The organism is Streptomyces sp. NPDC047515 (assembly GCF_040643055.1).
Taxonomy (GTDB): domain Bacteria; phylum Actinomycetota; class Actinomycetes; order Streptomycetales; family Streptomycetaceae; genus Streptomyces.
In genome coordinates, this window is the sequence record NZ_JBEYTM010000010.1 from 142085 (window position 1) to 166816 (window position 24732).

Sequence of the window (24732 nt, forward strand, 5' to 3'; positions counted from 1 at the left end):
CCCTGCTTCGACCCGGAGCCCCGAGCTCTCGAGGTCGATCCCCACGGGCCCTCATCCCCGAGTGGCCCGCCTCCCGGAGAAGATCTCCCCTCCGCGACCGCCCTCAATCCTTGGGGCCGGTCACTCGAACGAGGGGTGTTGGATGCCAGAACCTGGTTTTCGAATAGACGTTCGATAGTCTGGTCCGACTGACGCGAGCACACGGTGATCGAGCGGGATCAAGCGGTGATCGAGGACCAGAAGGGGGTGCCAGAACACATGGTGCGGCGCATCGATGTGACCGGGACCGACGGCGTACGCCTTGCGGCCTGGGAGTTCGCCGACCCGCCCAAGGGGCGTACGGAGGGTGATCGCGCCCCCGGGGTCTTATTGCTCCATGGCCTGATGGGCCGGGCCTCGCACTGGGCCCCGACCATCCGCTGGCTCGCCGAGCGGCATCGCGCCGTCGGCCTCGACCAGCGCGGGCACGGCCGCAGCGAGAAGCCGGCCGAAGGCCCGTACACCCGTGACGCGTACATCGCCGACGCCGAGACGGCGATCGAACAGCTCGGCCTCGCCCCCGTCACCCTCGTCGGGCATGCGATGGGCGCGCTCACCGCCTGGCAGCTCGCCGCGAAGCGTCCCGATCTCGTCCGGGCACTGGTCATCTGCGACATGCGGGCCTCCGCGCTCGGCGCGGCCTCCCAGCGCGAGTGGGAGGACTGGTTCACGTCCTGGCCGGTGCCGTTCGCGACGCTCTCCGACGTGCGGAAGTGGTTCGGCGAGGACGACCCCTGGGTGGAGCGGCCCAATCCGGTCCGCGGTGAGTTCTTCGCCGAGGTGATGGCCGAGCGGGCCGACGGCTGGCGCCCCGTCTTCTCCCGCCGCCAGATGCTCCAGTCCCGCGCGACCTGGGTGTTCGACGCGCACTGGGAGGAGCTGGCACAGGTCCGGTGCCCGACCCTGGTGCTCCGCGGCCTCGACGGCGAGCTCGGCCGGGCGGAGGCCCAGGAGATGGTCCGCGTACTGCCGCGCGGGCAGTACGCGGAGGTGGCCGACGCCGGTCATCTCGTCCACTACGACCAACCGGACGGCTGGCGCGCCGCGGTCGAGCCCTTCCTGGAGCAGTTCGCCGAGGATCCCCAGGAGGACCGCGAGCCCGTTTCCTCGTAAACGCGCCTGGTGAATCCCACGACAAGGGCCTGCCCCCGGTTCCTGGTACTCGCTCCGGGGGCAGGCTCTGCGCAGACGGTTCTCAGCCCTTGCTGACCGCCGCCAGGATCTCCGGGAGTCGTTTCGCCGCGCGGGGAGCGGCGATCCGCAGCCCCGCATAGGAGATCAGCGCCCCGTACACCGCCCCGGCGGGCAGCAGCAGCCAGAGCCACTGCTCCAGACCGTCGGCGTGCAGCCAGATCGTCGCCGTGATCATGGGCGCGCTGAGCAGCGACGCGGCGACCATGCCACCGAAGATCGAGATCCAGGCGAGTCCGGCCTGCCCCGGCGCCACATTCTTGAACGCCCCCTCCTGCGGGATGGAGTACGGGAAGTTCGCCGAGGCCACGGAGCCCGTCGCCAGCATCGCGCCCAGCAGGGCGAACGACAGCCCCATGGCTCCCGGCAGCGCACCCCAGTCGCTGAGGATCGCCGCCGTCACCACCGTCACCATGATCGTGTACGGCAGTGTGATCAGCAGCAACGCCAGCGCCCGTGCCCGCAGTTCGAGGTACGCGTCCCGGGTGGAGGAGATCGTCATCGCGACCATCCAGAACGCGGAGGTGTCCTGCCCGAACTGGTTGTACATCTGGATGCCGAGCATTCCGGCGGCGAAGCAGGCGAAGTAGATCGAGCCGGTGCCCTGCATCGCGTTGAGCAGCGGCACGATCAGCCCGATCGCCAGTGCCGTGACCCAGGCGGCCTTGGTCTTCGGGTCGCGTGCGATGTACCGCAGGCTGCGCTCCATCACCGTTCCGGTACGCCCCGCGGGCAGCAGCGCGGTGAGCCTGGAGCCGCCCTTGCCAGCCTTCTCGCGGCTCGTCCCGGCGGCGGCGAGGGTCGAGCCGTCCGGGGCCGTCATCAGCTTCACCAGGCTCCGCTGCCACAGCCACAACAGCGCGAACAGCGCCGCCACGGACAGCAGCAGCTGGACGGCGGCCCGCCCGTACGAGCCCTGCGAAGCGGAGTCGACCGCCCCGATCGCCGAGGCGGGCGGCAGCCAGCGCACCACGTCCGCGGCCGGTTCGAGCGCGGAGAGACCGCCTGCCTGACCGAGTCGCTGCGCACCGAAGTTGACGACCTGGAAGCCGACCGCGATCACCAGTCCGCTGAGCACCGCGAGATCGCGGCCCTTGCGTGATGTCAGCAGCCGGGTGTTGGCCGTGGCCACGGCCCGTGTCAGTGCCACGCACAGCACCAGCGTGAGCGGTGCGGCCACCACGGCGAAGACCGCGCCGCCCGCCCCGCGTGCCACCGCGACCACCGAGCCGGCCGCCAGGCAGAGCGTGAACAGCGGGCCGATCCCGACCAGTGACGCCGTCAGCAGCGCCGCGATCAGCGGGCGCGGTCGCAGCGGCAGCATGACCAGCCGGCTCGGGTCGAGGGTCTCGTCACCGCTGGGGAAGAACAGCGGCATCACGGTCCAGCCGACCGCCAGCACCCCGGTCATCAGGATGACGAGGGAGCCGACATGGGCGTGCCCGCGCAGCGCGATCAGCCCGATCAGCTGGCTCGCGGCGATCAGCAGGGTGAAGACGATGGAGGTGATGTACGCGGCCCGCCGACCGGCCGACTGCCGCAGCCCGTTGCGCAGCAGGGCCAGCTTGAGCCGTACGAAGACGGGGATGAGCCGCTCGCCGCCGCTCGGGCGGGGAACGGTCCCCGCGGGAGTGTCGAGCACGCTCATCGGTCGCCGCCCAGCCAGTCCAGGGACTCGTCGGTGGTCCGGGAGTTCGCGCCGACGAGTTCGAGGAAGGCGTTCTGCAGCGAGGACGCCTCGCCGCGTACCTGGGCCAGGGTGCCCTGCGCCCGGATCGCGCCGGCGGCCATGACGGCCACCCAGTCGCAGAGGGACTCCACGAGCTCCATCACATGGCTGGAGAAGACGACGGTCGCCCCCGAGCGGGTGTATCGCTCCAGCACCTCGCGGATGGTCTGCGCCGACACCGGGTCGACACCCTCGAACGGCTCGTCCAGGAAGAGCACTTCGGGGTTGTGCAGCAGCGCTGCCGCGAGCCCGATCTTCTTGCGCATGCCGGTCGAGTAGTCGACGACCAGCTTGTGCTGGGCGTCCGCCAGACCGAGCACGTCGAGGAGCTGGGTGGCCCGCTTGTCGACCTCGGCGCCCGGCAGCCCGCGCAACCTGCCGGTGTACGCGAGGAGTTCGCGTCCCGAGAGGCGTTCGAAGAGCCGCAGCCCTTCCGGGAGCACGCCGATCCTGGACTTCACCTCGACCGGGTCGCGCCACACGTCGTGGCCGCCGACCTCGATCAACCCCTGGTCGGGGCGGAGCAGTCCGGTGACCATCGACAGCGTGGTGGTCTTGCCCGCGCCGTTGGGCCCCACCAGACCGATGAACTTGCCCGCGGGCAGCTCCAGATCGATCCCCGCGACCGCGGTCTGTTCCCCGAACCGCTTCCACAGTCCCTGTACGCGAACGGCGGGCGGCACCGCCGGCACTTCGCCCGCCACAGCCGTTTCCCCCGCCCCCATGGCCCGGTCGGTGTCTGTCCGGTCCCGCATGATGCACTGCCTTTCGACGTCCCCGTGTATGGGGACACCCTACGAAAGGACTCCCTACGAAGGGCGTGCCCGCGCGTCGGCGGTCTCCCTTGCGCAGGCGTAGGCGAGCGGGCCGATGATTTCCTCCGCGTCCGGCAGCCAGCGGTTGGCGGGGGTGGGCCGGCGGGCCCACTGCACCGCACCGCGCCCGCCGACCCGGCTCGGCGGTCCCGTCAGACAGTGGCCGTCACCACGGCCGACGAGGTCGATGGCGGCGGCCTGCCAGCCCAACCTCCGTACGAGCTCGTCCACCTTGGCCGCCGCGCCGGGCAGGACGAGGAAGAACATCCGCCGGTCCGGAGTGTGGGTGACGGGCCCGAGCGGCAGGCCCATCCGCTCCAGCCGGGCCAGTGCGAGGAAGCCGGCGGCCTCCGGTACCTCGATCGCGTCGAAGGTACGGCCGGTGGGCAGCAGGATCGACGCCCTCGGGTGCTCGGACCACATCCGGCGGGCCGCGGCGCCGCTGCCGGTCGACCGACTCGCCCAGTCCGGTCCGGTGGGATGGGCGCCGGGGGAGGTGCAGGCGGCGTCACCGCACGAGCACTCCTCGGTCCCGGCCACCGCCTTCAGCCAGGTGCCGGGGCACACGTCCCAGTGCCGTTCCTCCGCGTACCGGACCGCGGCGTCGAGCAGTTCCCCGCCCCGCTGTTCGGGGACCTTCGCGGCTTCCGTGACTCCGTTGGGCTCTTCGACTCCGATGGGCTCTTCCACGAACAGCACAACTGCCGCCACCACCCGGGGTTACGGGCGTGACGTGCGCGGCCACGGCGGACCGATCCGGCATGCGGGGCGCATGGATGCATGGGCGGGGGCGCGCGTGAGGCGGTGCCCGACCGGGCGGGTAGCCCCATACGGGTAGCTCCGGAACGGTCGGCCTCTGTCATATGCCGACATGAATGGCAAGGAACACGACGGACGTGACGAACACGATGAATGTGCGCATTTTCCGTGTAATTGCCGGGCAGTGATCCGCTCATCGATCACTGCGGCCTCAGGGGGAAACATGGCAGCCAGGCCTCTCGTCGCCCGCCAGCCGAACGAACGGCTCCAGGCGCTCATTCAGGAAGCCGGATGCTCCAACGCCGGCCTAGCCCGCCGCGTCAACATGGTCGGCGCGGAGCGCGGGCTCGACCTGCGGTACGACAAGACCTCCGTGGCCCGTTGGCTGCGTGGACAGCAACCACGCGGCAGGGCACCGGGAATCATCGCCGAGGCGCTCGGCCGCAAGCTCGGCCGCACGGTCACGATCGACGAGATCGGCATGGCCAACGGCAAGAACCTGGCGTCCGGCGTCGGCCTGCAGTTCGCCCCGACCGTGATCGGCGCGATCGAGCAGGTCTGCGAGCTGTGGCGCAGCGATGTCGGCCGCCGGGACTTCCTGTCCGGATCGACGGTCGCCTCGTCGGCGCTGGTCGAGCCCAGCCGCGACTGGCTGATCACCAGCGCCGACCCACAGGTGGCGCGGGGTGCCGGGGCCCGCGTCGGGATGTCGGACGTGGCGGCGGTCCGGGCGATGACGACCGCGCTGGTCGACCTCGACCACCGGTTCGGCAGCGGACATGTGCGGCCGGTCCTGGTGCACTACCTGAACAGCGTGGTCTCCGGGCTGCTCTCGGGGGCGTACCGCGAATCGGTCGGCCGGCAGCTGTTCGCGGCGGTGGCACGGCTCACCGAACTCGGCGGGTACATGGCGGTCGACACCGGCCAGCCGGGGCTCGCCCAGCGCTACTACATCCAGGCGCTGCGCCTGGCCCAGGCGGCGGGCGACCGGGCGTACGGAGGCTACGTACTGGCCGCGTCGATGAGTCATCTCGCCGCGCAGCTCGGCAATCCGCGCGAGATCGCCCAGCTGGCGCGGGCCGCGCAGGAGGGCGCGCGCGGCCGGGTCACCCCGCGGGCGGAGGCGATGTTCTACGCGGCGGAAGCGCGCGGACACGCCCTGCTCGGCGACGCCCGCACCTGCCAGGCCGTGACGGGCCGGGCGCTGGCGGCCATGGAGCTCGCCGATCCGGACACCGGGGACGACCCCGACTGGATCGCCCACTTCGACCACGCCTATCTCGCCGACGAACTGGCGCACTGCCACCGCGACCTCGGCCAGGCCGAGGCGGCCGCACGCCGGGCGAAGGAGTCCCTGGACGGACATCCGGAGTCCCGGACCCGCCGCCGCGGCATCGGTCTGGTGCTCCTCGCCGCGGCCCAGGTCCAGCTGCGCGAGGTCGAACAGGCCTGCCACACGGGCACCCGGGCGATGGAACTGCTGGGATCGGTGCGCTCCAGCCGGGGCGCGGAGTATCTCGACGATCTGCAGCAGCGGCTGATGCCCTACGGGGACGAGTCGGCGGTGCGGGAGTTCGGCGCGCGGCTGGAGCTCCAGGCGGCGTGAGCGCGGGCCGTACCGCACAGCCGTGTCCGAGCGCCCCTTCAACTGCGTCCTGGGGGTGCTGGGTGTTACAGCTCTTGTGAAGGGGCGGTGACCGACAACACACGCTTGGCAAACGGCCATGACCACCCGATAGCGTGAGCCGACGATTCCGTAGGTTGACACGTAGGAGTCCCGGTGACGCAGAGCGGACAGGGTGACGAGCAGCAGCTCCCTGCTGTACGGCCCGCGCACGAAGGTGTCGTGCTGCCCGCGGGTGGCGGCGAGCCCTGGATACCAGGGGGGCCCGCGGATCAGGGCGCCCCGGCGGGCGGCCGGCCGTGGGGGCAGCCGTGGGGGCCGCAGGCGGCCAACCAGGACGCCTCGTCGCACCCCCAGGCACAGGCCCAGGGGCAGGGGCCGTACGGGCAGGGTCAGTACGGGCAGGGCCAGTACGGCCAGGGCCAGTACGGCCAGGCGCAGCCGGCGCCGCCGTACGGGCAGCCGCAGGCCCAGCCCTTGCCCCCCATGCAGCCACAGCAGCCCCAGCAGTCTTATGCGCAGCCGCTGCCGCCGGAGGCCGTGCCCGGCATGAGCATGGGCGGGAACGCGGAGGCCACCCAGTACATCGCGCCGGTGCCCGCCGGGCCGCCGCCGGGCGGGCTGCCGCCGGAGAGCCCTGCGGAGGCCACCCAGTTCCTCAGCCACGGAGCGCCGCAGCCGCAGCCGTACCAGCAGCTGCCGGCCGCGCCCGGCGGCGACGCCGAGGCGACCCAGTTCATCCCGCCGGTTCCCGGTGGGGCCCCGTACGACATCAGGCCCGGTGCTCCCGGCGACCGGCAGCCGCCCGCCGAGTTCGACAACCTGTTCCGCAGCGACGAGCCCGCGGGCACCCAGCAGATGCCCCGGCTCGATCCCACGCAGCAGTACCAGGGCGCCCACCACGCCCCGCAGGCACCACAGGCTCCGCAGCCCCAGTACCAGCCCGTGGACGAGGGGCCGCAGGCGCGGGGCGGGGAGCGCAAGAAGCGGGCGCACGTCACGCTCATCGCGGCGGTCGTCGCCGGCTGTGCCGTCGTCGGTCTCGGCGCGGGTGCGCTGATGAGCGGCGGCGACGAGGAGAAGGACAACAAGCAGCCGGTGGCCGCCGCGAGCCCATCGGCCGACCAGCCCTCCAAGCAGGCCGCGGCCGATCCGGCGCAGCCGCAGGCCGAGGCGCTCGACAAGCTGCTGGCGGACAGCAACAACAGCCGTGCCGCCGTCATCGGGGCCGTCGGGAAGACCAAGAACTGCAAGGATCTGGACCAGGCCGTGACCGATCTGAAGGGCGCCGCCCAGCAGCGCCGTGATCTGGTGACCCGGCTCCAGGAGCTGAACGTCGACAAGCTGCCGAACCACCAGCGGCTGACCGCCTCCCTCACCAAGGCCTGGCAGGCATCCGCTTCCGCCGACGACCACTACGCCGCGTGGGCCGAAGAGGCCAAGCACGGCAAGAAGGTGTGCAAGCACGGCAACGCCCGTACGACCTCCGAGATGCAGCAGGCCACCGTCCAGAGCGGCGAGGCGAGCAAGGCGAAGCAGGAGGCGTCGGGGCTGTGGAACTCGATCGCGTCGAAGTACGGACTGACCCGGCGGGAGGCGACCCAGCTCTGACGGGGAGTCCGGCCCCTTTGGAGATCAAGGGGTGAGACCACCGGGGCGGAACCCCGCCCCCGATGTCTCACCCCCTCGCGCTGGCGTCCGACAGTGTCTTCGAGACGTCCACGAACCCCTTCTTGTCCGCGACGAGCCGTCCGTTGCGCACCACCTGGAACGTCACCTTGCTGTTCACGATCCGTGGATACGCCGACGAGCCGATCATGTCGTCGTAGCGCCAGCGCAGCACCGGGGTGAGGCCGCCGGTGTCGACCGGGGTGCCGTGGTTGAGGGCGGAGACGAGCTTCCCGGCGGTGATCCGCGGGGCGTCGATCGCCTTCACGAGCTCGTTCAGCGCGGTGTATGCGACCCACGTGGTCTGGACGCCCGTGTCGGCCGGGTCGATCCGGTTGTCGCCGAAGGCGTGCTTGCGGATCACCTCCCGCATCCGGTCCCAGCGGGCGTCGCCCAAGTCCGGGTACCAGCCGGTGAGGTACGCCCCCTCGAACGGACTGTTCCGGCCGCCGGTGCTGTCGATCAGCGGCTGCCCGACACTGCCGAGGACGGACGAGATCCGTACGTTCCCGTACGACGGTTCGAGCCTGCGGAAGGAGTCGAAGAACGTCTCCGTGCGGTCCCCGAGCACGGCCGTCACACAGCCGTCGCCCGGCCCCGCCCCCTGGAGCGCCCGTCCGGCGGCGTCGTCGTACGAGGTCGCCGACTCCGCCGCCCGGATGTCGGCCGGCCGGGGCCGCCCGGCCTCGGTGAGACCGGTGTTGAGGAGCCAGGCCTGGCCGTCGCCGCCCAGGGTGTCGGGCCGCACCACGGATACCCGTGCGCAGTTGCGGGCCAACTGACGGGCGTTGCCCGCGAGCAGCGCCGCCTGGCCGCCGTTGACGGGGTAGGAGCTGTAGCTGCTGAACTCCTCGTCCGTGGCTCCGTAACCGCCGATGTACGGGATCCCGGCGTTCTCCAGCGGCGCCATGAAGGACGATCCGTGCCTGCTGTACGAGCCGACGACCGCCGCCGCCTTCTCCTTGACGGCCAGCCGGGCGCAGTTCCCCGCACCGAGGGAGGTGTCCGACTCGTCGCAGGTGACGACGCGCAGCTTGTGGCCGTCGAGCCCGCCGTCGCCGTTGACCCAGCGGGCGTACGCGCGTGCCATGGCGGTCATGCCCCCCATGTTCACCGTGTCCGGCCCGCTCCTGCCGCCGGGCGCCCAGGTCACCACGGTGAGGGGCTCCCTGGAGTCCCCCGACGCACCAGGGAGCACACCGCAGCCGGTGACCAGCAACGCCCCGACCGCCGCCGTACTCGTGAGGAACTTGTAGGGGCGGGGGGAAGTGAGGCGTCGCCGTCCAGTCATGGGCATGAACGTTTCCGCCCGTGGGGTAACGCCGCTGTGTGCTCCGCGCAACGCACAGTGACATCCGGGTGAATTACAGGGGCCGGTGCGGGGAGCCGGGAGGGGAACGTACGATCGACAACCGTGCAGCAAGGTTCGGAGAACACTTCCCGTCGCGGCCGTCGCTCCTCCACCATGGGCGGCATGCCGCTGAATGACATGCCTTGGTGGCGCTGGCGCAGCAACGTGCGCTCGGCGCTGCACATGCTCTCCGACCCCGTCTTCCACCACGAGTGCTGGCTGGCCGGCCTGGAGGGGTACGGCGACGTCACCGACGCCGTGTACCGCCTGGTCGAGGACACCTGGCTGGACAACTGGTCCGCCGAGAAGTACGTCGGGACGATCTTCCGCGACGCCAACGAGTCCGCCCTCGTCGACGTGGCCGTGCTCCGGGTGCTGCGCATCATGCATCAGGTCGGCGCGGACGCACCCGTTTCGGCGTATCTGGAACACCACGGCTGGCCGGAGGCCGTACGGGCCGCACGCGAGGCCCATGTGCGGCTCGCCACCAACGACGGCGAGGATCCGGACACCCCGCCGCGCTCCCTGGACGTGCTCCGCATCATGACCAGGTCGGCCTGAGGCCGGTCCGGTGTGGCACGCTACGGAGATGACCGCGCCGCAGCCTGCCGAGACCGCCCCCGATCAGTACGTCCTCACGCTCTCCTGCCCGGACAAACAGGGCATCGTGCACGCCGTGTCGAGTTATCTCTTCATGACCGGCTGCAACATCGAGGACAGCCAGCAGTTCGGCGACCACGACACGGGTCTGTTCTTCATGCGCGTCCACTTCTCCGCCGACAGCCCAGTCACCGTGGAGAAGCTGCGGGCCAGCTTCGCCGCGATCGGCGACTCCTTCCGGATGGACTGGCAGATCCACCGCGCCTCGGAGCGGATGCGGATCGTGCTGATGGTCAGCAAATTCGGCCACTGCCTCAACGACCTGCTGTTCCGCTCCCGGATCGGGGCGCTGCCGATCGAGATCGCCGCCGTCGTCTCCAACCACACGGAATTCGCCGAGCTCGTCGCCTCGTACCACATCCCCTTCCGGCACATCCCGGTGACCAGGGAGAACAAGGCCGAAGCGGAGGCGGAGGTGCTGGAGCTGGTCCGCGAGGAGAACGTCGAGCTGGTCGTCCTCGCCCGCTACATGCAGGTCCTCTCGGACGATCTGTGCAAGCAACTGAGCGGCCGGATCATCAACATCCACCACTCGTTCCTGCCGAGCTTCAAGGGCGCCAAGCCGTACCATCAGGCGCACGCCCGTGGTGTGAAGCTGATCGGTGCGACGGCGCACTACGTGACCGCGGACCTCGACGAGGGGCCGATCATCGAGCAGGAGGTCGAGCGGGTGGGCCACGACGTCACGCCGGACCAGCTGGTCGCCATCGGCCGCGATGTGGAGTGCCGGGCGCTGGCGCGGGCGGTGAAGTGGCATGCGGAGCGCCGCATCCTGCTCAACGGCCGCCGTACGGTGATCTTCTCCTGAAGCCCTCCTGACGCGGCTGTAAGCTCCTCTAATAGTGCAACACATGCGGTTGCAGTATTAGAGGCGGCTCAGGGACGCCGCGGCGGAGAGCACGTCGCGGATTGCCTCACGGTCCCCCTCCTGGCCGGCCGCCGCCTCCACCGGGGACACATGCCCGGCCACGAGCTGACAGAATTCGATGCCGTCCAGCGCGACCTGCGCCACCGTGTGCGCGGGCGAGCCGACCGCGGCCGGGGAATCCAGCGGGATGTTCCAGTCCCCACCGCCCGAACCCTCGATCTCCAGATGCAGCGAACGGCCCGGTGAACCGGCCGGCACCAGATGGCGGGCGGGCCCGGCGAGCCCGGATCTGCGACGCTCGGCGAGGGCGGCCGGGAGGATCCGGGCCGCCAGGTCGACCATCCGGTGGAGATGGGCGGCGGACGGCGCTTCGTACGGATAGTCCACCGCCCGCGCGATGTCACCGCCGTGCACCCAGCACTCGAAGGCCCGGTCCAGCAGCGAGTCGTGCATCGGAAGGGCAAAGTCCCCGTACGAGACGGAGAGCTCGGCGACGCCGCGACCGGCGAAGGACACCGTGCGGATGAGGGTGTGGCTCTGGTCCCGCCACGGTTCGCGGATCGCGCGGGTGGGTGGCCGCCGGGCGGCGGACCAGTACTTCTCCGTGCGCGCGGTGGGGGAGAGCGGCCAGTCGTCATCCCGGCCCATGACGCCTTCGCCGAGCGGTACGTCGAGACCGAGTGCGGAACCGACCAGCCCGTCGACGGCCATGAGATGGCCGATGACGCCCGCGACCGTCGTCTTGCGCCTGACCTCCTGCTCCTCCTCGAACCACCTCAGCCGCACCGGGGCGTGCCACTCCGAACCGCCGATGTCACGCAGCAGCGCGTCCAGCCGCGCGGTCTCCGCGTCGTACGGGGCGGCCCAGTCCGGCACCGGGATCCTGGCCGGGCGGCGGCTCAGACAGGTCTCGATCACCCGGGAACGCAACGCCGGATCGAGATCCAGGGTGCGGTCGGTCTGCAGCAGGCCGACCGCGTCGCGCAGCCGCAGGGCCTCCTCCGCACAGGCCGCGCACTCGGTCAGATGCGCCTCGACGGCCTCGGTCTCCGCCGCCGAGCAGGCGGCCAGGGCCCAGGCGCCGAGGAGGGCCTTGAGGACGCGATGGGAGAGCACCGGAGCCGGTGCGGCGGACGGGTCCGATGGGTCCGGTGGTGCCACGGCGGATTCCGGTTCCGGTGTCGTCGGTTGCAGGGCCGGCCGAGATTCCCCGGGCGGGGTCGGGGGCACGGGCGGCGGCAGGGGCAGGGCGTCGAGATCGAGGTCGTCCGCGGCGGCCCGCGGTCCCGGTATGCGCGGCGCGCCCCGCACGTCGTCGTCGCGCCCTTCGCCCGCACGGCCGTCCGCGTCGTCGTCACCGGTCACAGCTGTCGTCCGTATCCGGGTGGCGACGACCCCTCCAGCGGGCGGGTGTGCGCGGTGGAGAGCAGTTGCAGTCCGAGCCGGAGCCTGCGGCGGGCCTCGTCCTCGGTGACCCCGAGGTCGGCCGCGGTCTGCCGGTAGTCCCGGCGCTGAACGTACGCGAGCTCCAGCGCGGTCCGCAGCGGGGCGGGCATGGACGCGACGATGTAGTCGGCGCGGGCGGCGGCCGTGGCCCGGCGCACCCGCTCCTCCGGATCGGCGGGGGCCGCGGCCCCGTCCTCACCGCCTCGCGCGCCGTCCTCCGCGCAGAGCCGGCGCACCGACTGGCGGTGCGTGAGCCGGGCCACCCAGGACCGCATCGAGCCCTGCTTCGGGTCGTAGGCGTCCGGGTTCTCCCGCACGTAACCGAAGACCTCGCGGGTCACGAGATCGGCGGCGCTCTCGTCGTCGAGCATCCGGTGGGCCTGGCTGTGCACGAGGGAGGCGAACCGGTCGTAGAGCTCGCCGAGAGCGGCCGCCTCACCGCGTGCCAGCCGCTGCTGCATCTTGCGGTCCCAGCGGGGTGGTGCGTTCTTCGTCATGCGACCCCCAGCCCTGTTCCCCTCGTCACACCGAATGTAGTCGGCGGCACCGACCACGCACGCCCTTTGCGGCAAGTACGCCCCCGAGAAGGCCCGGGATGATAAGGAATGCGGCATCCCGCGACGGCGGAAGCGGGCCCGAAACGATCATTTCTGCCCGAACCCGGCTGTGTCCTGTCGAGCGGCCCGGTGTTTCATGGGTCCGCGGCGGGGGCAGCCGCGAGAAGGAACGGAAACTTCCGGATCGTCGGAATCCCCCGGAACGAGAGGCCCAGTCGCGTGACACTGAGAGTGGCCGAGACCGTGCAGGACGACTGGACCGTGCTGCGCATACGCGGCGAACTGGATCTGCTCACGTCGCCCGCCGTGCGCCAGTCCGTCCACGAGGCGGTCGCCGCGGGGCGCCACGATGTGGTGCTCGACCTGTCCGAGGTCCTGTTCTGCGATTCCAGCGGCGTCGGGGTACTGATCGCCTCCCGCCGTCTGATGCGTTCCTGCGGGGGCCGGCTGCGGCTGATCCTCCCGGCCCGCGGCGCGGAGGAGGGGTCCCACGTCAACCGGGTGCTCGCCGCCCTCGGCGTACGCCGGCTCTTCGAGGTCTACCCCGACCGGTACGCGGCCGTCGACGACGAGGCCCAGCCGCTCCCGGCCTGAGACGTGGGGCGAGGTGCGCGGGGCGCGGCGTCGAAGACCGGGTTGTCACAGAGGCGGAGCGCGTAAGTGACACGTGGCGCCGGTCGGCGTCGTACGCTCCCCGCATGGACAGCGCAGAGTATGAGCGCAAGATCGCCTTCCGTTTCGCCGCCTTCGACCAGGACGGCAACGGATACATCGATCGCGCGGATTTCAGTGCCGCCGCGGCCCGTCTGCTCGCCGAATTCGGTACGACGGCCCGCTGTGACAAGGGCCAGGCCCTCTACACCGGGGCCGAGGCCCTCTGGCAGGGCATGGCGGGCATCGCCGACGTCGACGGGGACCAGCGCGTCACCCGGGAGGAGTTCGTGGGCGGGGCCGTGAAGCGGCTGCGCGACAACCCGGAGCGCTTCGCGGAGATCGCTCGCCCCTTCCTGCGCGCGGCGCTCGCCGTGGCGGACCCGGACGGTGCGGGCGCGGCCTCCGTACCCGGCGTGGAGCGGGCCCTGCGGGTGCTGGGCGCGAGCGCGGAGACGGCGGATCTCGCGGCGCGGAGCCTGGACGCGGACCAGGACGGCAGGATCACCGAGGACGGGGTGGTGGCGGCGTTCGCCACCTACTTCACCGTGATCGAACCGGACGCGTGACGTGCTGCTCCCTGGCCCTCGGGCCAGGGACTGCGGCCTGGGTCGTCCGCCCCTTCCCGTGGGTGCATGATCCAGGGGCTGGAGTAGCTTCAGCAGGGTTACCCGGCAGCGCAGGAGTGGGTGGACTCCACCAGGGCCAAGCTCAAGACCCCCTCGGCTCTCGCGCTCGCCGAGGCTGCGCAGACGATGTCCATCGCCGAGTGGCAGCGCACCTACCTCCGATAACCACGTCCCCCTGGTCAGTCGCCGAGGACCCGCTCCCACAGCAGCCCGTCCCGCCAGCTCCCGTCGAGGAAGATCGAGGAGTGCGCGACGCCGTACGGGCTGAATCCGTTGCGGCGCAGCACCCGCTGCGACGGCAGATTCTCCAGATCGGTGGACGCCTCGGCACGGTGCAACCCGAGTTCGTCCGTCATCACCCGGAGTGCAAGCCCGACGGCGTGCCCGGCGTGCCCTTGATTCTGGGCGACGCTGGCGATCCAGTATCCGACGGAGCCGCGGCGCAGGTGCGGCTGCGGCAGGATGCCTCCGACGGTGACCTGCCCGATCACCTGGTCGTCGGCGAGCACCACGCCCGGCCAGACCGCGCCGGCCCGGTATCCGGCCAGCAGGCTGTCGATCCGCTCCGCCTGGCCCTCCGGGGTGAAGAAGTCGGCCGGCTGGGCCGGTTCCCACGGCCGGAAAGCCTCGAAGTCCCGCACCCGATGCGCGGCGATCGGGGCGGCGTCGGTGGGCTCGATCAGGCGGATCCTGGTGCTGCTGCGCATGGGCTGATCCTCGTCGCGGTGCGTCGGATGAGACGGCCAGCCTATGCAGATGGGCACGGGCACTTGTCCGGGCGGCAAGATCGGCCGGGGGTGTTCGTGTCGAGCCGGGCGAGCGGCCGCGCCAGCACCTCGGGCGCAGGCGGGCCTTCTCAAGAAGGGGCCTGGCGCGGCTCTCAGCCCGCGCCGCGCCCCGGGCATACCGTCAGGAGAACCGCTCCCGCAGCCGGTACTTCAGCACCTTCCGCAGCGTCTCGTTGCGCGGCAGCTCCGCCACCACCTCCAGCTGTTCCGGCAGCTTGTGCACGGAGAGGCCCGCCGCCCGCAGATGGCCGGTGATCCCCGGCAGGGTCAGCGGCGCGGCGCCCGCGGGCTGTTCCACGACCGCGCAGACGCGTTCGCCGCGCTCCGGGTCCGGCAGCCCGATCACCGCCACGTCCCCGACGTCCGGGTGCCGGTGCAGCAGGTCCTCTATCTCCTTGGCGGAGATGTTCTCGCCCTTGCGGATGATGATGTCCTTGAGCCGCCCGGTGAGCACCAGATGCCCGCTCGGCTCGACCCGGCCGACATCACCGGTGACCAGGAATCCCTCCGCGTCGAAGGCCGCCGCCGTCGCCTCCGGGCTCAGATAGCCCTCGCAGACGACCTCCCCGCGGAGCCGTACTTCGCCCTCCGTGCCGTGCGGCAGCGGCTTGCCGTCCTCGTCCGTGACGCGTATCTCCATGCCCCTGGGCGGACGCCCCTCCGTACCGGCGAGATGCTCCGCGGTGTCGTCGGGGGCGCCCATCGTGATCATGGGGACCTCGGTCATGCCGTACCCGTGGGTGAGCTGGACGCCCATCTCCCGCACCACCGCGTGGTAGAGCTCCGGCGGTTTCGGCGCACCGCCGCCCGCCAGCAGCCGCAGGGTGGGGATCAGCTTCCGGTCCGGGGTCCTGCGCTGTTCGGTCAGGAACATCGAGTAGAACGCGGTGGACCCGCCCGCGACCGTCACCCCGTGGCGCCGGTAGCCCTCCAGCGCGTCCGGCATCGCGAAGTGTTCGAAGAGGACCGCCGGGAAGCCGTACAGCAGCAGCATCACCGCGTAGTCCGGCCCGCCGACATGGGCGAACGGGAAGGCCACCGAGCCGATGTCGTCCGCCGACAGGCGCAGCGCGTGGGCCAGGCAGGATCCGCCCGCGATCAGGCTGCGGTCGGTGTGCAGGACCCCTTTCGGGTCGGAGGTGGTGCCCGAGGTCCAGTAGATCCAGCGCACCGCCGTCCCGTCGGAGGGCGGGGGAGGCAGCACGGACGGGTCGCCGTCCGGCAGCGACGCGTACGCCTCGAAGACCAGCGGTGGGTGCTCGGCCCCCGCCGTCAGCCGGTGCGCCATCGCCGTGTGGTCGAAGCCGCGCCAGGTGCCCGGCACCGCGAAGAAGCCGGCCTTCGACTCGCGCACCGCGAACCCCGCCTCGCGGTCCCGGTAGAAGGGGATGACGGGCGACTGCACGGCCCCGATCCGGGTCAGTGCGAAGGACAGCAGCACCGTCTCCAGACGGGTCGGCAGCTGCCAGGCGACGACCCCGCCGGGGCGGACGCCCATGCCCCACAGCCCGGCCGCGACCCGTTCGCCGCGGGCGCGCAGCTCACCGAAGGTGAGGCTGCGGTCGTCCTGGATCAGGAACGGGCGGTCCGGCGTCAGGGCGGCCCGGCGTTCGACGAGCTCCCAGAAGGTGCCCGATGCGCTCAGCGCGTGTGCGGTCTCGTTCACGGCGAACCCCTCACAGCTGACGGGCAGTCAGATCGTGCGCAGAGCGTAGAGCGCTGCGCCTTGTCGGTCCAGAGGCGCGGAGCTAGCCTGAGGATCGAAGTGGATCTGACGGACCATCAGAAACACCCGTACGGACACGGCCCGTCGGAACCACGGCCGGAAGACCTCAAGCGTGCGCCGAAGGGGACACCATGACGGAACTGCCTCGGATCGTCAGCGTCGACGACCATGTGATCGAGCCGCCGCACCTCTTCTCGACCTGGCTGCCCGCCCAATACCGCGAGCGCGGCCCGCAGCCGCTCACTGCGGGCATCGGCGAGCTGGCGTACACCGGGGGCAAGTACGTCATCACGATGGACCCGGACGGGCCGCCCACCGACTGGTGGATCTACGAGGACCTGAAGTTCCCGTACAAGCGGAACATCGCCGCCGTCGGCTTCGACCGCGACGACATGACGTTGGAGGGGATCACCCGGGCCGAGATGCGGCCCGGCTGCTGGGACCCGGCCGAGCGCCTCAAGGACATGGACCTCAACCACGTCGAGGCGAGCCTCTGCTTCCCCACCTTCCCGCGCTTCTGCGGCCAGACGTTCGCCGAGGCCCAGGACAAGGAGGTCGCCCTCGCCTGCGTGCGCGCCTACAACGACTGGATGGTGGAGGAGTGGTGCGGCGACAGCGGCGGCCGGCTCATCCCGCTCTGCATCATCCCGCTCTGGGACATCGACCTCGCGGTGGCGGAGATCAGGCGGAACGCGGCGCGCGGGGTGCGTGCGGTGACCTTCTCGGAGATCCCCACGTACCTCGGCCTGCCGTCGATCCACACCGGTTACTGGGATCCGTTCTTCGCGGCCTGCCAGGAGACCGGCACGGTCGTCAACATGCACATCGGGTCCAGCTCCCAGATGCCCGCGGCCTCCCCCGACGCCCCGCCCGCCGTCCAGGCCAGCCTCTCCTTCAACAACGCCATGGCCTCGATGATGGACTTCCTGTTCAGCGGCGTCCTGGTGCGGTTCCCCCGGCTCAAGCTCGCCTACAGCGAGGGCCAGATGGGCTGGATCCCGTACGCCCTGGAGCGCGCCGACGACGTCTGGGAGGAGCACCGGGCCTGGGGCGGGGTGCGCGACCTGATCCCCGAGCCGCCGTCCACGTACTACTACCGGCAGATGTTCTGCTGCTTCTTCCGCGACAAGCACGGGGTGGCCTCGCTCGACGTCGTCGGACGGGACAACGCCACCTTCGAGACCGACTACCCGCACGTCGACTCGACCTTCCCGCACACGAAGGAGGTCGCCCTCGACCACGTCAAGGGACTGGACGACGAGACCGTCTACAAACTGATGCGCGGAAACGCGATCCGGATGCTCGGTCTGGACCTGGACCGGGACAAGTAGGCACGCGATGGATCTCGCGTACACGGAGGCCGAGGAGGAGTTCCGGGCGCGGCTGCGCGAGTGGCTGGCGTCCGTGCTGCCCACCCTGCCCGCGAAGCCCGGCCCGGACGACTGGCCGGGGCGGCGCGCGTACGACACCGCCTGGCAGCGGATGCTGTACGACGCGGGCTACGCGGGCCTGCACTGGCCCGTCGACGCGGGCGGGCGGGGCGCCACCCCGACCCAGCACCTGATCTTCCTGGAGGAGACGGAGAAGGCCGGCGCCCCGTACGTCGGCGCCAACTTCGTCGGGCTGCTGCACGCCGGGCCGACGATCGCGGCCGAGGGCACCGCCGGACAGCGGGCGCGCTGGCTGCCGCCGGTGCTGCGCGGCGACGAGATCTGGTGCCAGGGGTTCTCCGAGCCCGACGCGGGCTCGGACCTCGCCTCGCTGCGGACCCGGGCGGTGCGCGACGGCGACCACTACGTGGTGAGCGGGAGCAAGATCTGGACCTCGCACGCGGAGGTCGCCGACTGGTGCGAACTGCTGGTGCGGACGGACCCCGCGGCGCCCAAGCACCGCGGCATCAGCTGGCTCGCGATGGAGATGGACGCGCCCGGCGTCACCGTCCGGCCGTTGCGCACCCTGGCCGGGTCCACCGAGTTCGCCGAGATGTTCCTCGACGAGGTGCGGGTGCCGGTCTCGCACCGCGTCGGCGCGGAGAACGACGGCTGGCGCGTCACCATGGTCACCCTTTCCTTCGAGCGCGGTACGGCGTTCGTGGGCGAGGTCGTCGCCTGCCGTCGCACGCTGGACGCCCTGGCCGCCGAGGCGCGGACGAACGGGCGCTGGGACGACCCGGTGCTGCGCCGCAGGCTGGGCAGGCTGAACGCCGAATTCCGGGCGCTGTGGCGGCTCACCCAGTGGAACGTCGGCGAGGCCCAGCGCACCGGGGGCGTCCCCGGCACCGGCGGCTCGGTCTTCAAACTGCGCTACTCGCACGCCCGCCAGGAGCTGTACGAGGCGGCCGCCGAGGTGCTCGGCGCGGACAGCGGGGACCTGGACCGGGAGTGGGTCCTGGACCGGCTCTCCTCGCTCTCGTACACCATCGCCGCGGGCACCTCGCAGATCCAGCGGAACATCGTCGCCGAGCGGATCCTCGGCCTGCCGAAGGGGCGCTGACGCCACTCATGGACTTCCAGCTCTCGGACGACCAGCGGGCCCTCGGGGCGGGGATACGGGAAATTCTGGCCGGGCGTTTCGGCAGGGACCGGATGCGGGCGGCTCTCGACGGCGGCACGGGCGTCGACCGGGCGCTGTGGCGGGAGCTCGGCGAGTCCGGCTTCTTCGCGCTGCGGCTGCCGGAGGCGCGGGGCGGTGTCGGGCTCGGGCTGCCCGAATCGGTCCTTCTCTTCGAGGAGGTGGGGCGCTCGCTGCTGCCGGGACCACTGATCGCCACCCACCTTGCCGCGGGCGCGGTGAAGGGGGCGGCGGAGGGCGCGGCGGTGGTCGCCGTGCTGGACGCGGGGCAGCCGGTGGGACACCTGGAGGACGCGGACGGACTGCTGGTCCTGGGGCCGGGGGAGGGGCGGGCGCTGACCGGCGGGACGGCGCGGGACGTCGCACGGATACGGGAGTCCGCCCGGCCCGTGCGGTCGCTCGACCCGTTCACGCCCCTGTGGCGGGTCACCGGACCGGTCGGGCCGGCTGAGCCCCTGCCCGGCGGGGAGCGGCTGCGCGAGGAGGGCGCCCTGCTCGCCGCCGCCGAGCAACTCGGCAGCGCCTCGCGCACGACCGAGATGGCCGTCCAACACGCCGGTGAACGTGAACAGTTCGGTTCGCCGATCGGGTCCTTCCAGGCGGTCAAACATCTGTGCGCCGGGATGCTGGTCCGCGCCGAACTGGCCCGCGCCGCCGTCTACGCCGCGGCCCTGACCGAGGACCGGGCCGAGATCGCGGGCGCCAAACTGCTCGCCGACGAGGCGGCGGTCCGCAACGCGCGGGACTGCCTCCAGGTGTACGGCGGCATGGGCTTCACCTGGGAGGCGGACGTTCATCTGCACCTCAAGCGGGCGTGGCTGCGGTCCGGGCAGTGGATCGCGGCGGCGGCGGCGGAGGAGGCGCTTGCGGCGGACCTGTGCTGAAGCCGGACGGGTTCCGTGCAGGCTTCTGCGGCGTGGCGACGGGCTGACGCCGGGTGCGCGGAGGTGACAGGCCGGTGTCTGAGCCTCACGCTGCGGAGTTACGCAGTGCAGTCGGTCGGGGTCGATGTCGGCTTGTGTCCTTTGCGTGATTCGTCACGGGGTGGAGTCGGCGCCGGGCTCGGGTACGCTCCGTGGGATGCGAGAGGTTCTGGAACCGGGTGATCCGGGTGTTGCCGGTGCGGCGACTCCGGTCCGGAAGAGGTGCCCTGGTCGCATTCCACGCAGAAGCGCCGGGCCTGCTCGGGAGACGGCTCCCGCGGCCTCGCTGCGCCTCTGTTCGACTCCCCGCAACGTGCGTCGCACAGTATGCACCACGCGTACTCCTTCGCGCTGGAATATGCCCGAAGCGCTTGTTGCGGTGACTGTACGTCAACCATGCTGTCTCGCAAGGGAATCACGTTCCGTGACCCTGAGGAGGCGCGAGGCGATGTGTCCGCCGGTCTGGATGGTGTGAGCGGTGCAGGTGCTTCAGGTTCAGCTGGAGGTCGGGCCGGATCCCGCGGAGGTCGGGCGGGCCCGCAGGTGGGCGCGGTCGAGACTGGTCGGATCCGGGATAAGGGACGACGAGCCGCTGGCCGAGACGCTCATCCTGCTGATCTCGGAGCTGGTCACCAACGCGGTGGTGCACACCGGCTGTCCGGCCGTGCTGTGCATGCTGTTCGGCTCGACGGGCGCGGCCGGGACCGTACGGGTCGAGGTGGCCGACACCAGCTGCCGCCCGCCGCAGCAGCGCCACGCACGGGGCGAGGACACCGGCGGCCGGGGCCTGGAGCTCGTCGACGGCCTCGCCGACCGCTGGGGCTGGCAGCCGGAGGGCGCCGGGAAGCGCATCTGGTGCGAGATCGACCGGGAGGTCCCGCCGGTCCGGGCGGTGCCGGTGCACCCGGGCGGCACGGGTGTCCCCGGCACCCAAGGGTCCCATGGCGTGCAAGGGCTCCACGGCGCGCCGGGCGCGGATGACGAGGACCGTGGGGCCTACAAGCCCTCGCCCGCCGTCACGCATCGTGCATAAAGGTTAAAGCAGTCGGTCCGGGCCGTGTTCCGGCGCCGGCCCGTACCCCTTCACAGGATGGCGACCGGGGCGACCGGGGTGCCCGTGGCACCGACGAACGGCTCCGGCATCGCGGAGAGCAGGAAGCCGTACCGCTTCTCTTCCGCACAGGCTGTGGACAAGCCTTCCAGGTTCCAGTTCTGGCCCTGCGGCATGCCCATTTCGACCAGGTCCAGCGCGTGCACGCCCAGCCACAGGTCCTCGATCTCGGGCGGGAAGATCTCGAAGGTCAGGGTGTCATCGGCCACCGCCGCCACATCGCGCGCACGGAACCACTCGGGCGTCCGGATCGAGAGACCGGGCGACGGATAGCCGTACGCCTGCTTGTCGCCCGCCAGGTACACCCGCACCTGCCCCGTCCGTACGAGCACGATGTCGCCGGCCCGGACCCGGACTCCCGCCAGTTCCTCGGCCGCGTCCAGGTCCTCGGGGGTGACGGCGTGGTCGCCGGGCAGCCGGTCCACGCCGTGCGCGCGGGCCACGTCGAGCAGCACCCCGCGCGAGACGATGTGCGGCGCCTTGTCGATCCCGCTGAACAGCGCGCCGTCGTGCGCGGTGATCGTGTCGGCCGGGCGGCCGTTGTAGATCCTCCCCGAGTGCGAGGCGTGGGTGAGGGCGTCCCAGTGGGTGGCCGTCTGCAGGCTCAGGACCGCCGTGTCGTCGCTGGTGGCGACGGTGCCGGGTCCGAAGAGCTCCTGGTTGATCTGGACCATGGTGTGCAGCGGATTGATCCGCCCGGGGATCAGTCCGCTCTGGACGCCGTCCTGCTGGAGGGGAAGCGCGAGCGGGACGCGCAGCCCCGTGCGGACGGTGGCGGCGGCCTCCCGCACGACGGCGTCGGTGATCAGGTTGAGTGTGCCGATCTCGTCGTCGGCGCCCCAACGGCCCCAGTTGTTGACCCGCTTGGCGATGTCGTGGAACTCGGCAGGCAGTGACATGGGTACCTCCTGGGGCTTGTGTTCGTGAACCCGATGGCCCATAAAATCTAACGGTCCGTCAGAAACCGCGGGAAGGGGCCGGGCATGGGGAACTTCTTGGCAGGCAAAGTGGTGGCCGTGACGGGTGCCGGACGCGGCATCGGGAGGGCGGTCGCGCTCGCGGCGGCGGCCGAGGGGGCGAGAGTCGTCGTCAACGACTACGGCGTCTCCATCGAGGGCGGCGAGCCGAGCAGCGAGATAGCCGAGTCCGTCGTCAAGGAGATCGGGGCGGCGGGCGGCGAGGCGGTGGCCGTCGCCGACGACATCTCCACGATGGCGGGCGGGCAGCGGATCGTGGACACGGCCCTCGCACGGTACGGGCGGATCGACGGGGTCGTGTGCGTGGCCGGCATCCTGCGGGAACGGATGCTGTTCAACATGTCCGAGGAGGAGTGGGATCCGGTGGTGGCCACCCACCTCAAGGGCACCTTCACCGTCTTCAGGGCCGCGTCGGCGGTGATGCGCAAGCAGGAGGGCGGCGGCACGCTGATCGGCTTCACCAGCGGCAACCACCAGGGCAGCGTCGCCCAGGCCAACTACAGCGCCGCGAAGGGCGGAATCATCTCGCTGGTGCGGAGCGCGGCGCTCGGCCTGCACAAGTACGGCGTCACGGCGAACGCCGTCGCCCCGGTCGCCCGCACCCGGATGTCCGCCAATGTGCCCATGGAACTCAAGGAGATCGGCGAGCCGGAGGACGTGGCGGCGCTCGTCGTCTACCTGCTCAGCGAACGGGCCCGCAAGGAGAGGATCACCGGCCAGGTCTACACGATCGCCGGCCCGAAGATCGCGGTCTGGGCCCAGCCGAGGGAGCTGCGGGCGGGGTACGCGGACGGGGCCTGGACCCCGGAGCGGATCGCCGACTTCCTGCCGGGGACGGTGGGCACGGACCCGATGCCGATGCTGGCCCAGCTGGAGGAGATGGCCGCGGCGGCGGCGGCGAAGGCACGACCGAACGCGTGAACACCATCGCCGAGCGGGTGCTCGGCCTACCGAGGGAGCCGAGATGAGAGGCGTCGTCTTCGACGGCAAGCGGACCGAGGTCGTCGACGATCTGGAGATACACGATCCGGGCCCCGGCGAGGTGCTGGTGGCGGTGGCCGCGGCCGGGCTGTGCCACAGCGACCTGTCGGTGATCGACGGGACGATCCCGTTCCCGTCGCCGGTGGTGCTCGGGCACGAGGGCGCGGGCGTGGTGGCGGCGGTCGGCGCGGGCGTCGGCCATGTGGTGCCCGGCGACCATGTGTCGCTGTCCACGCTGGCCAGCTGCGGGGCGTGCGCGCAGTGCGACCGGGGCCGGCCGACGATGTGCCGCAAGGCGATCGGGATGCCGGGGCAGCCCTTCTCGCGGCGCGGAAAGCCGCTGTACCAGTTCGCGTCCAACTCGGCCTTCGCCGAACGGACCCTGGTCAAGGCCGTGCAAGCGGTGAAGATCCCCCCCGATCTGCCGCTCACCTCGGCCGCGCTGATCGGCTGCGGGGTGGTGACGGGAGTCGGAGCCGTACTGAACCGGGCGAAGGTCGACCGGGGTGACACCGTCGTGGTCATCGGCACCGGTGGCATCGGGCTCAACGTCATCCAGGGGGCCCGGATCGCGGGCGCCCTGACGATCGTCGCCGTCGACGCCAACCCGGCGAAGGAGGCGATGGCGCGGCAGTTCGGCGCGACGCACTTCCTGACGTCGGCGAAGGCCGTGCGGGAGATCCTGCCGAGCGGCGCCGACCACGTCTTCGAGTGTGTGGGCCGTACGGAGCTGATCCGTACCGCGATCGACCTGCTGGACCGGCACGGTCAGGCGGTCCTGCTGGGCGTCCCCGCGGCGACGGCCGAGGCGTCGTTCCTGGTCTCGTCGTTGTTCCTGGACAAGTCCATCCTGGGCTGCCGGTACGGTTCCTCACGCCCGCAGCGGGACATCGCGCTCTACGCGGACCTGTACCGGGAGGGCAGGCTGCTGCTGGACGAACTCGTCACCGAGACCTACCCGGTGGAGGACTTCGCCAAGGCGGCGGACGACGCCCACCACGGCCGGGTGGCGCGGGGTGTGCTGGTGTTCTAGGCCGTGTCTTCGAACCGGCATCGTTCGGACCACGCCGGGCTCGCGTTTCCCGGCACCGCGCCCGGCCGCGTTGTCGTCGGTCAGTCGCCGAAGGCGCCGCTGTCGCGCGGAGTGACGTCGGGGCGCGTGTTCACGGACCACATGTGGGTGCACTGCGGACACTGGAGGTGAACGACCGGTCCGTTGTTGGAGATCAGGTAGCGCCAGTGCTCACGGCAGGTACGGAGGTCGGCGCAGTTCTCGCAGTGACGGGCGTCGTCGCAGACGGGGCAGGGCATCCAGGCGCGTCGGGCCACGTCCGCCTGCGGATCAATGGGCAGTCGCACGACCTGGTCCCCTTCCCGGCAGGACGCCGGTCGCCACCAGCAGGTCGTAGGTGCGCTGCTGTTCGGCGTCCAGGCCCGAGTAGAGGAGCGCGTACGCCTCTTCCTCGCCCTGGAGGGCGGCGATCGGGTCCCAGTCGGGCCCGAGTGCGGTCACGACCTCGGCCCGGCGCCGCGCTTCCTCGAACGTCAGATCGATGGTGAAGGGTATGAGGCTGTCTGGATTTCCCTTATTCATGGCGAAACTTCCGAAGTGCCGGTGGTGCTTCACATGCCTATCAGGCGGAAGCAGTGGCAGGGAAGGGTGACCTA

24 protein-coding genes are annotated in these 24732 nt (G+C 71.3%); 13 read left to right on the forward strand and 11 right to left on the reverse strand.

What is annotated here, in order from left to right; genetic code table 11:
* Positions 1 to 258 precede the first annotated feature (258 nt).
* On the forward strand, positions 259 to 1152 hold the full coding sequence (locus ABZ826_RS11610) for an alpha/beta hydrolase (RefSeq protein ID WP_361446036.1): 894 nt from the start codon (positions 259 to 261) through the stop codon (positions 1150 to 1152).
* Between the two features lie 82 nt (positions 1153 to 1234).
* Here the strand turns inward: ABZ826_RS11610 and ABZ826_RS11615 are convergent, their stop codons facing one another.
* From ABZ826_RS11615 to ABZ826_RS11625, 3 genes are all read right to left on the reverse strand, one after another.
* Positions 1235 to 2878: a transporter gene (locus tag ABZ826_RS11615; RefSeq protein WP_361445873.1), complete on the reverse strand. Its 1644-nt coding sequence runs from the start codon at positions 2876 to 2878 to the stop codon at positions 1235 to 1237.
* The gene (locus ABZ826_RS11620; RefSeq protein ID WP_361446038.1) at positions 2875 to 3684 is read right to left on the reverse strand and encodes an ABC transporter ATP-binding protein; all 810 of its coding nucleotides are present in this window, start codon (positions 3682 to 3684) and stop codon (positions 2875 to 2877) included. Before ABZ826_RS11620 ends, ABZ826_RS11615 begins: the two co-directional genes overlap by 4 nt.
* Before the next feature lie 84 nt (positions 3685 to 3768).
* Complete coding sequence (locus ABZ826_RS11625; RefSeq protein ID WP_361445876.1) at positions 3769 to 4488, reverse strand: bifunctional DNA primase/polymerase; 720 nt, start codon at positions 4486 to 4488, stop codon at positions 3769 to 3771.
* 268 nt (positions 4489 to 4756) lie between these two features.
* Between ABZ826_RS11625 and ABZ826_RS11630 the strand changes: the two genes are divergently transcribed.
* On the forward strand, positions 4757 to 6139 hold the full coding sequence (locus ABZ826_RS11630) for a transcriptional regulator (RefSeq protein WP_361445879.1): 1383 nt from the start codon (positions 4757 to 4759) through the stop codon (positions 6137 to 6139).
* A gap of 174 nt (positions 6140 to 6313) precedes the next feature.
* Positions 6314 to 7768 (forward strand): hypothetical protein, encoded by a 1455-nt coding sequence (locus tag ABZ826_RS11635; RefSeq protein ID WP_361445882.1) that lies wholly within the window; start codon positions 6314 to 6316, stop codon positions 7766 to 7768.
* 67 nt (positions 7769 to 7835) lie between these two features.
* Here the strand turns inward: ABZ826_RS11635 and ABZ826_RS11640 are convergent, their stop codons facing one another.
* Positions 7836 to 9116 carry an ABC transporter substrate-binding protein gene (locus tag ABZ826_RS11640; protein ID WP_361445885.1) on the reverse strand — a complete coding sequence of 427 codons (1281 nt, stop codon included), beginning with the start codon at positions 9114 to 9116 and terminating at the stop codon, positions 7836 to 7838.
* 183 nt (positions 9117 to 9299) lie between these two features.
* On the opposite strand from ABZ826_RS11640, the gene ABZ826_RS11645 reads away from it, so the two are divergent.
* Positions 9300 to 9737, forward strand: a complete 438-nt coding sequence (locus tag ABZ826_RS11645) for a hypothetical protein (RefSeq protein ID WP_361445887.1) — start codon at positions 9300 to 9302, stop codon at positions 9735 to 9737.
* Positions 9738 to 9765: 28 nt separating this feature from the next.
* A complete protein-coding gene (gene purU, locus ABZ826_RS11650; protein ID WP_361445889.1) occupies positions 9766 to 10644 on the forward strand; it encodes a formyltetrahydrofolate deformylase in 879 nt (292 codons plus the stop codon).
* 57 nt (positions 10645 to 10701) lie between these two features.
* Here the strand turns inward: purU and ABZ826_RS11655 are convergent, their stop codons facing one another.
* Positions 10702 to 12069, reverse strand: a complete 1368-nt coding sequence (locus ABZ826_RS11655) for a zf-HC2 domain-containing protein (RefSeq protein ID WP_361445892.1) — start codon at positions 12067 to 12069, stop codon at positions 10702 to 10704.
* A complete protein-coding gene (locus tag ABZ826_RS11660) occupies positions 12066 to 12647 on the reverse strand; it encodes a sigma-70 family RNA polymerase sigma factor (protein WP_361445895.1) in 582 nt (193 codons plus the stop codon). The genes ABZ826_RS11655 and ABZ826_RS11660 overlap by 4 nt, the downstream gene beginning before the upstream one ends.
* A gap of 279 nt (positions 12648 to 12926) precedes the next feature.
* Here ABZ826_RS11660 and ABZ826_RS11665 point away from each other — a divergent pair, with 279 nt between their 5' ends.
* Together ABZ826_RS11665 and ABZ826_RS11670 are read left to right on the forward strand one after the other, a co-directional pair.
* Entirely contained in the window at positions 12927 to 13301 is a 375-nt protein-coding gene (locus ABZ826_RS11665) for an STAS domain-containing protein (protein ID WP_361445898.1), read from the forward strand.
* A 104-nt stretch (positions 13302 to 13405) separates the two neighbouring features.
* Complete coding sequence (locus tag ABZ826_RS11670; RefSeq protein ID WP_361445901.1) at positions 13406 to 13927, forward strand: EF-hand domain-containing protein; 522 nt, start codon at positions 13406 to 13408, stop codon at positions 13925 to 13927.
* Between the two features lie 239 nt (positions 13928 to 14166).
* Here the strand turns inward: ABZ826_RS11670 and ABZ826_RS11675 are convergent, their stop codons facing one another.
* Positions 14167 to 14694, reverse strand: a complete 528-nt coding sequence (locus ABZ826_RS11675; RefSeq protein WP_361445904.1) for a GNAT family protein — start codon at positions 14692 to 14694, stop codon at positions 14167 to 14169.
* A gap of 202 nt (positions 14695 to 14896) precedes the next feature.
* Positions 14897 to 16441, reverse strand: coding sequence for an AMP-binding protein (locus ABZ826_RS11680; RefSeq protein ID WP_361445907.1), 1545 nt, complete (start codon positions 16439 to 16441; stop codon positions 14897 to 14899).
* A 191-nt stretch (positions 16442 to 16632) separates the two neighbouring features.
* Here ABZ826_RS11680 and ABZ826_RS11685 point away from each other — a divergent pair, with 191 nt between their 5' ends.
* The 4 genes from ABZ826_RS11685 to ABZ826_RS11700 all read left to right on the forward strand — a co-directional run bounded on the left by ABZ826_RS11685 (position 16633) and on the right by ABZ826_RS11700 (position 21028).
* Complete coding sequence (locus tag ABZ826_RS11685; protein WP_361445910.1) at positions 16633 to 17832, forward strand: amidohydrolase family protein; 1200 nt, start codon at positions 16633 to 16635, stop codon at positions 17830 to 17832.
* A gap of 7 nt (positions 17833 to 17839) precedes the next feature.
* Positions 17840 to 18994: an acyl-CoA dehydrogenase gene (locus tag ABZ826_RS11690; protein ID WP_361445913.1), complete on the forward strand. Its 1155-nt coding sequence runs from the start codon at positions 17840 to 17842 to the stop codon at positions 18992 to 18994.
* 8 nt (positions 18995 to 19002) lie between these two features.
* The gene (locus ABZ826_RS11695; RefSeq protein WP_361445916.1) at positions 19003 to 19956 is read left to right on the forward strand and encodes an acyl-CoA dehydrogenase family protein; all 954 of its coding nucleotides are present in this window, start codon (positions 19003 to 19005) and stop codon (positions 19954 to 19956) included.
* Between the two features lie 517 nt (positions 19957 to 20473).
* Complete coding sequence (locus ABZ826_RS11700; protein ID WP_361445919.1) at positions 20474 to 21028, forward strand: ATP-binding protein; 555 nt, start codon at positions 20474 to 20476, stop codon at positions 21026 to 21028.
* Positions 21029 to 21078: 50 nt separating this feature from the next.
* On the opposite strand, the gene ABZ826_RS11705 is transcribed toward ABZ826_RS11700, so the two are convergent.
* A complete protein-coding gene (locus tag ABZ826_RS11705) occupies positions 21079 to 22005 on the reverse strand; it encodes a cyclase family protein (protein ID WP_361445922.1) in 927 nt (308 codons plus the stop codon).
* Positions 22006 to 22089: 84 nt separating this feature from the next.
* Here ABZ826_RS11705 and ABZ826_RS11710 point away from each other — a divergent pair, with 84 nt between their 5' ends.
* Positions 22090 to 23004: an SDR family oxidoreductase gene (locus ABZ826_RS11710; RefSeq protein WP_361445925.1), complete on the forward strand. Its 915-nt coding sequence runs from the start codon at positions 22090 to 22092 to the stop codon at positions 23002 to 23004.
* A 43-nt stretch (positions 23005 to 23047) separates the two neighbouring features.
* Positions 23048 to 24097 carry a Zn-dependent alcohol dehydrogenase gene (locus ABZ826_RS11715; protein ID WP_361445928.1) on the forward strand — a complete coding sequence of 350 codons (1050 nt, stop codon included), beginning with the start codon at positions 23048 to 23050 and terminating at the stop codon, positions 24095 to 24097.
* A gap of 80 nt (positions 24098 to 24177) precedes the next feature.
* Here the strand turns inward: ABZ826_RS11715 and ABZ826_RS11720 are convergent, their stop codons facing one another.
* Entirely contained in the window at positions 24178 to 24423 is a 246-nt protein-coding gene (locus tag ABZ826_RS11720) for a hypothetical protein (RefSeq protein ID WP_351072496.1), read from the reverse strand.
* On the reverse strand, positions 24407 to 24658 hold the full coding sequence (locus ABZ826_RS11725; RefSeq protein ID WP_361445931.1) for a DUF6400 family protein: 252 nt from the start codon (positions 24656 to 24658) through the stop codon (positions 24407 to 24409). The genes ABZ826_RS11720 and ABZ826_RS11725 overlap by 17 nt, the downstream gene beginning before the upstream one ends.
* Between the last annotated feature and the right edge of the window lie 74 nt (positions 24659 to 24732).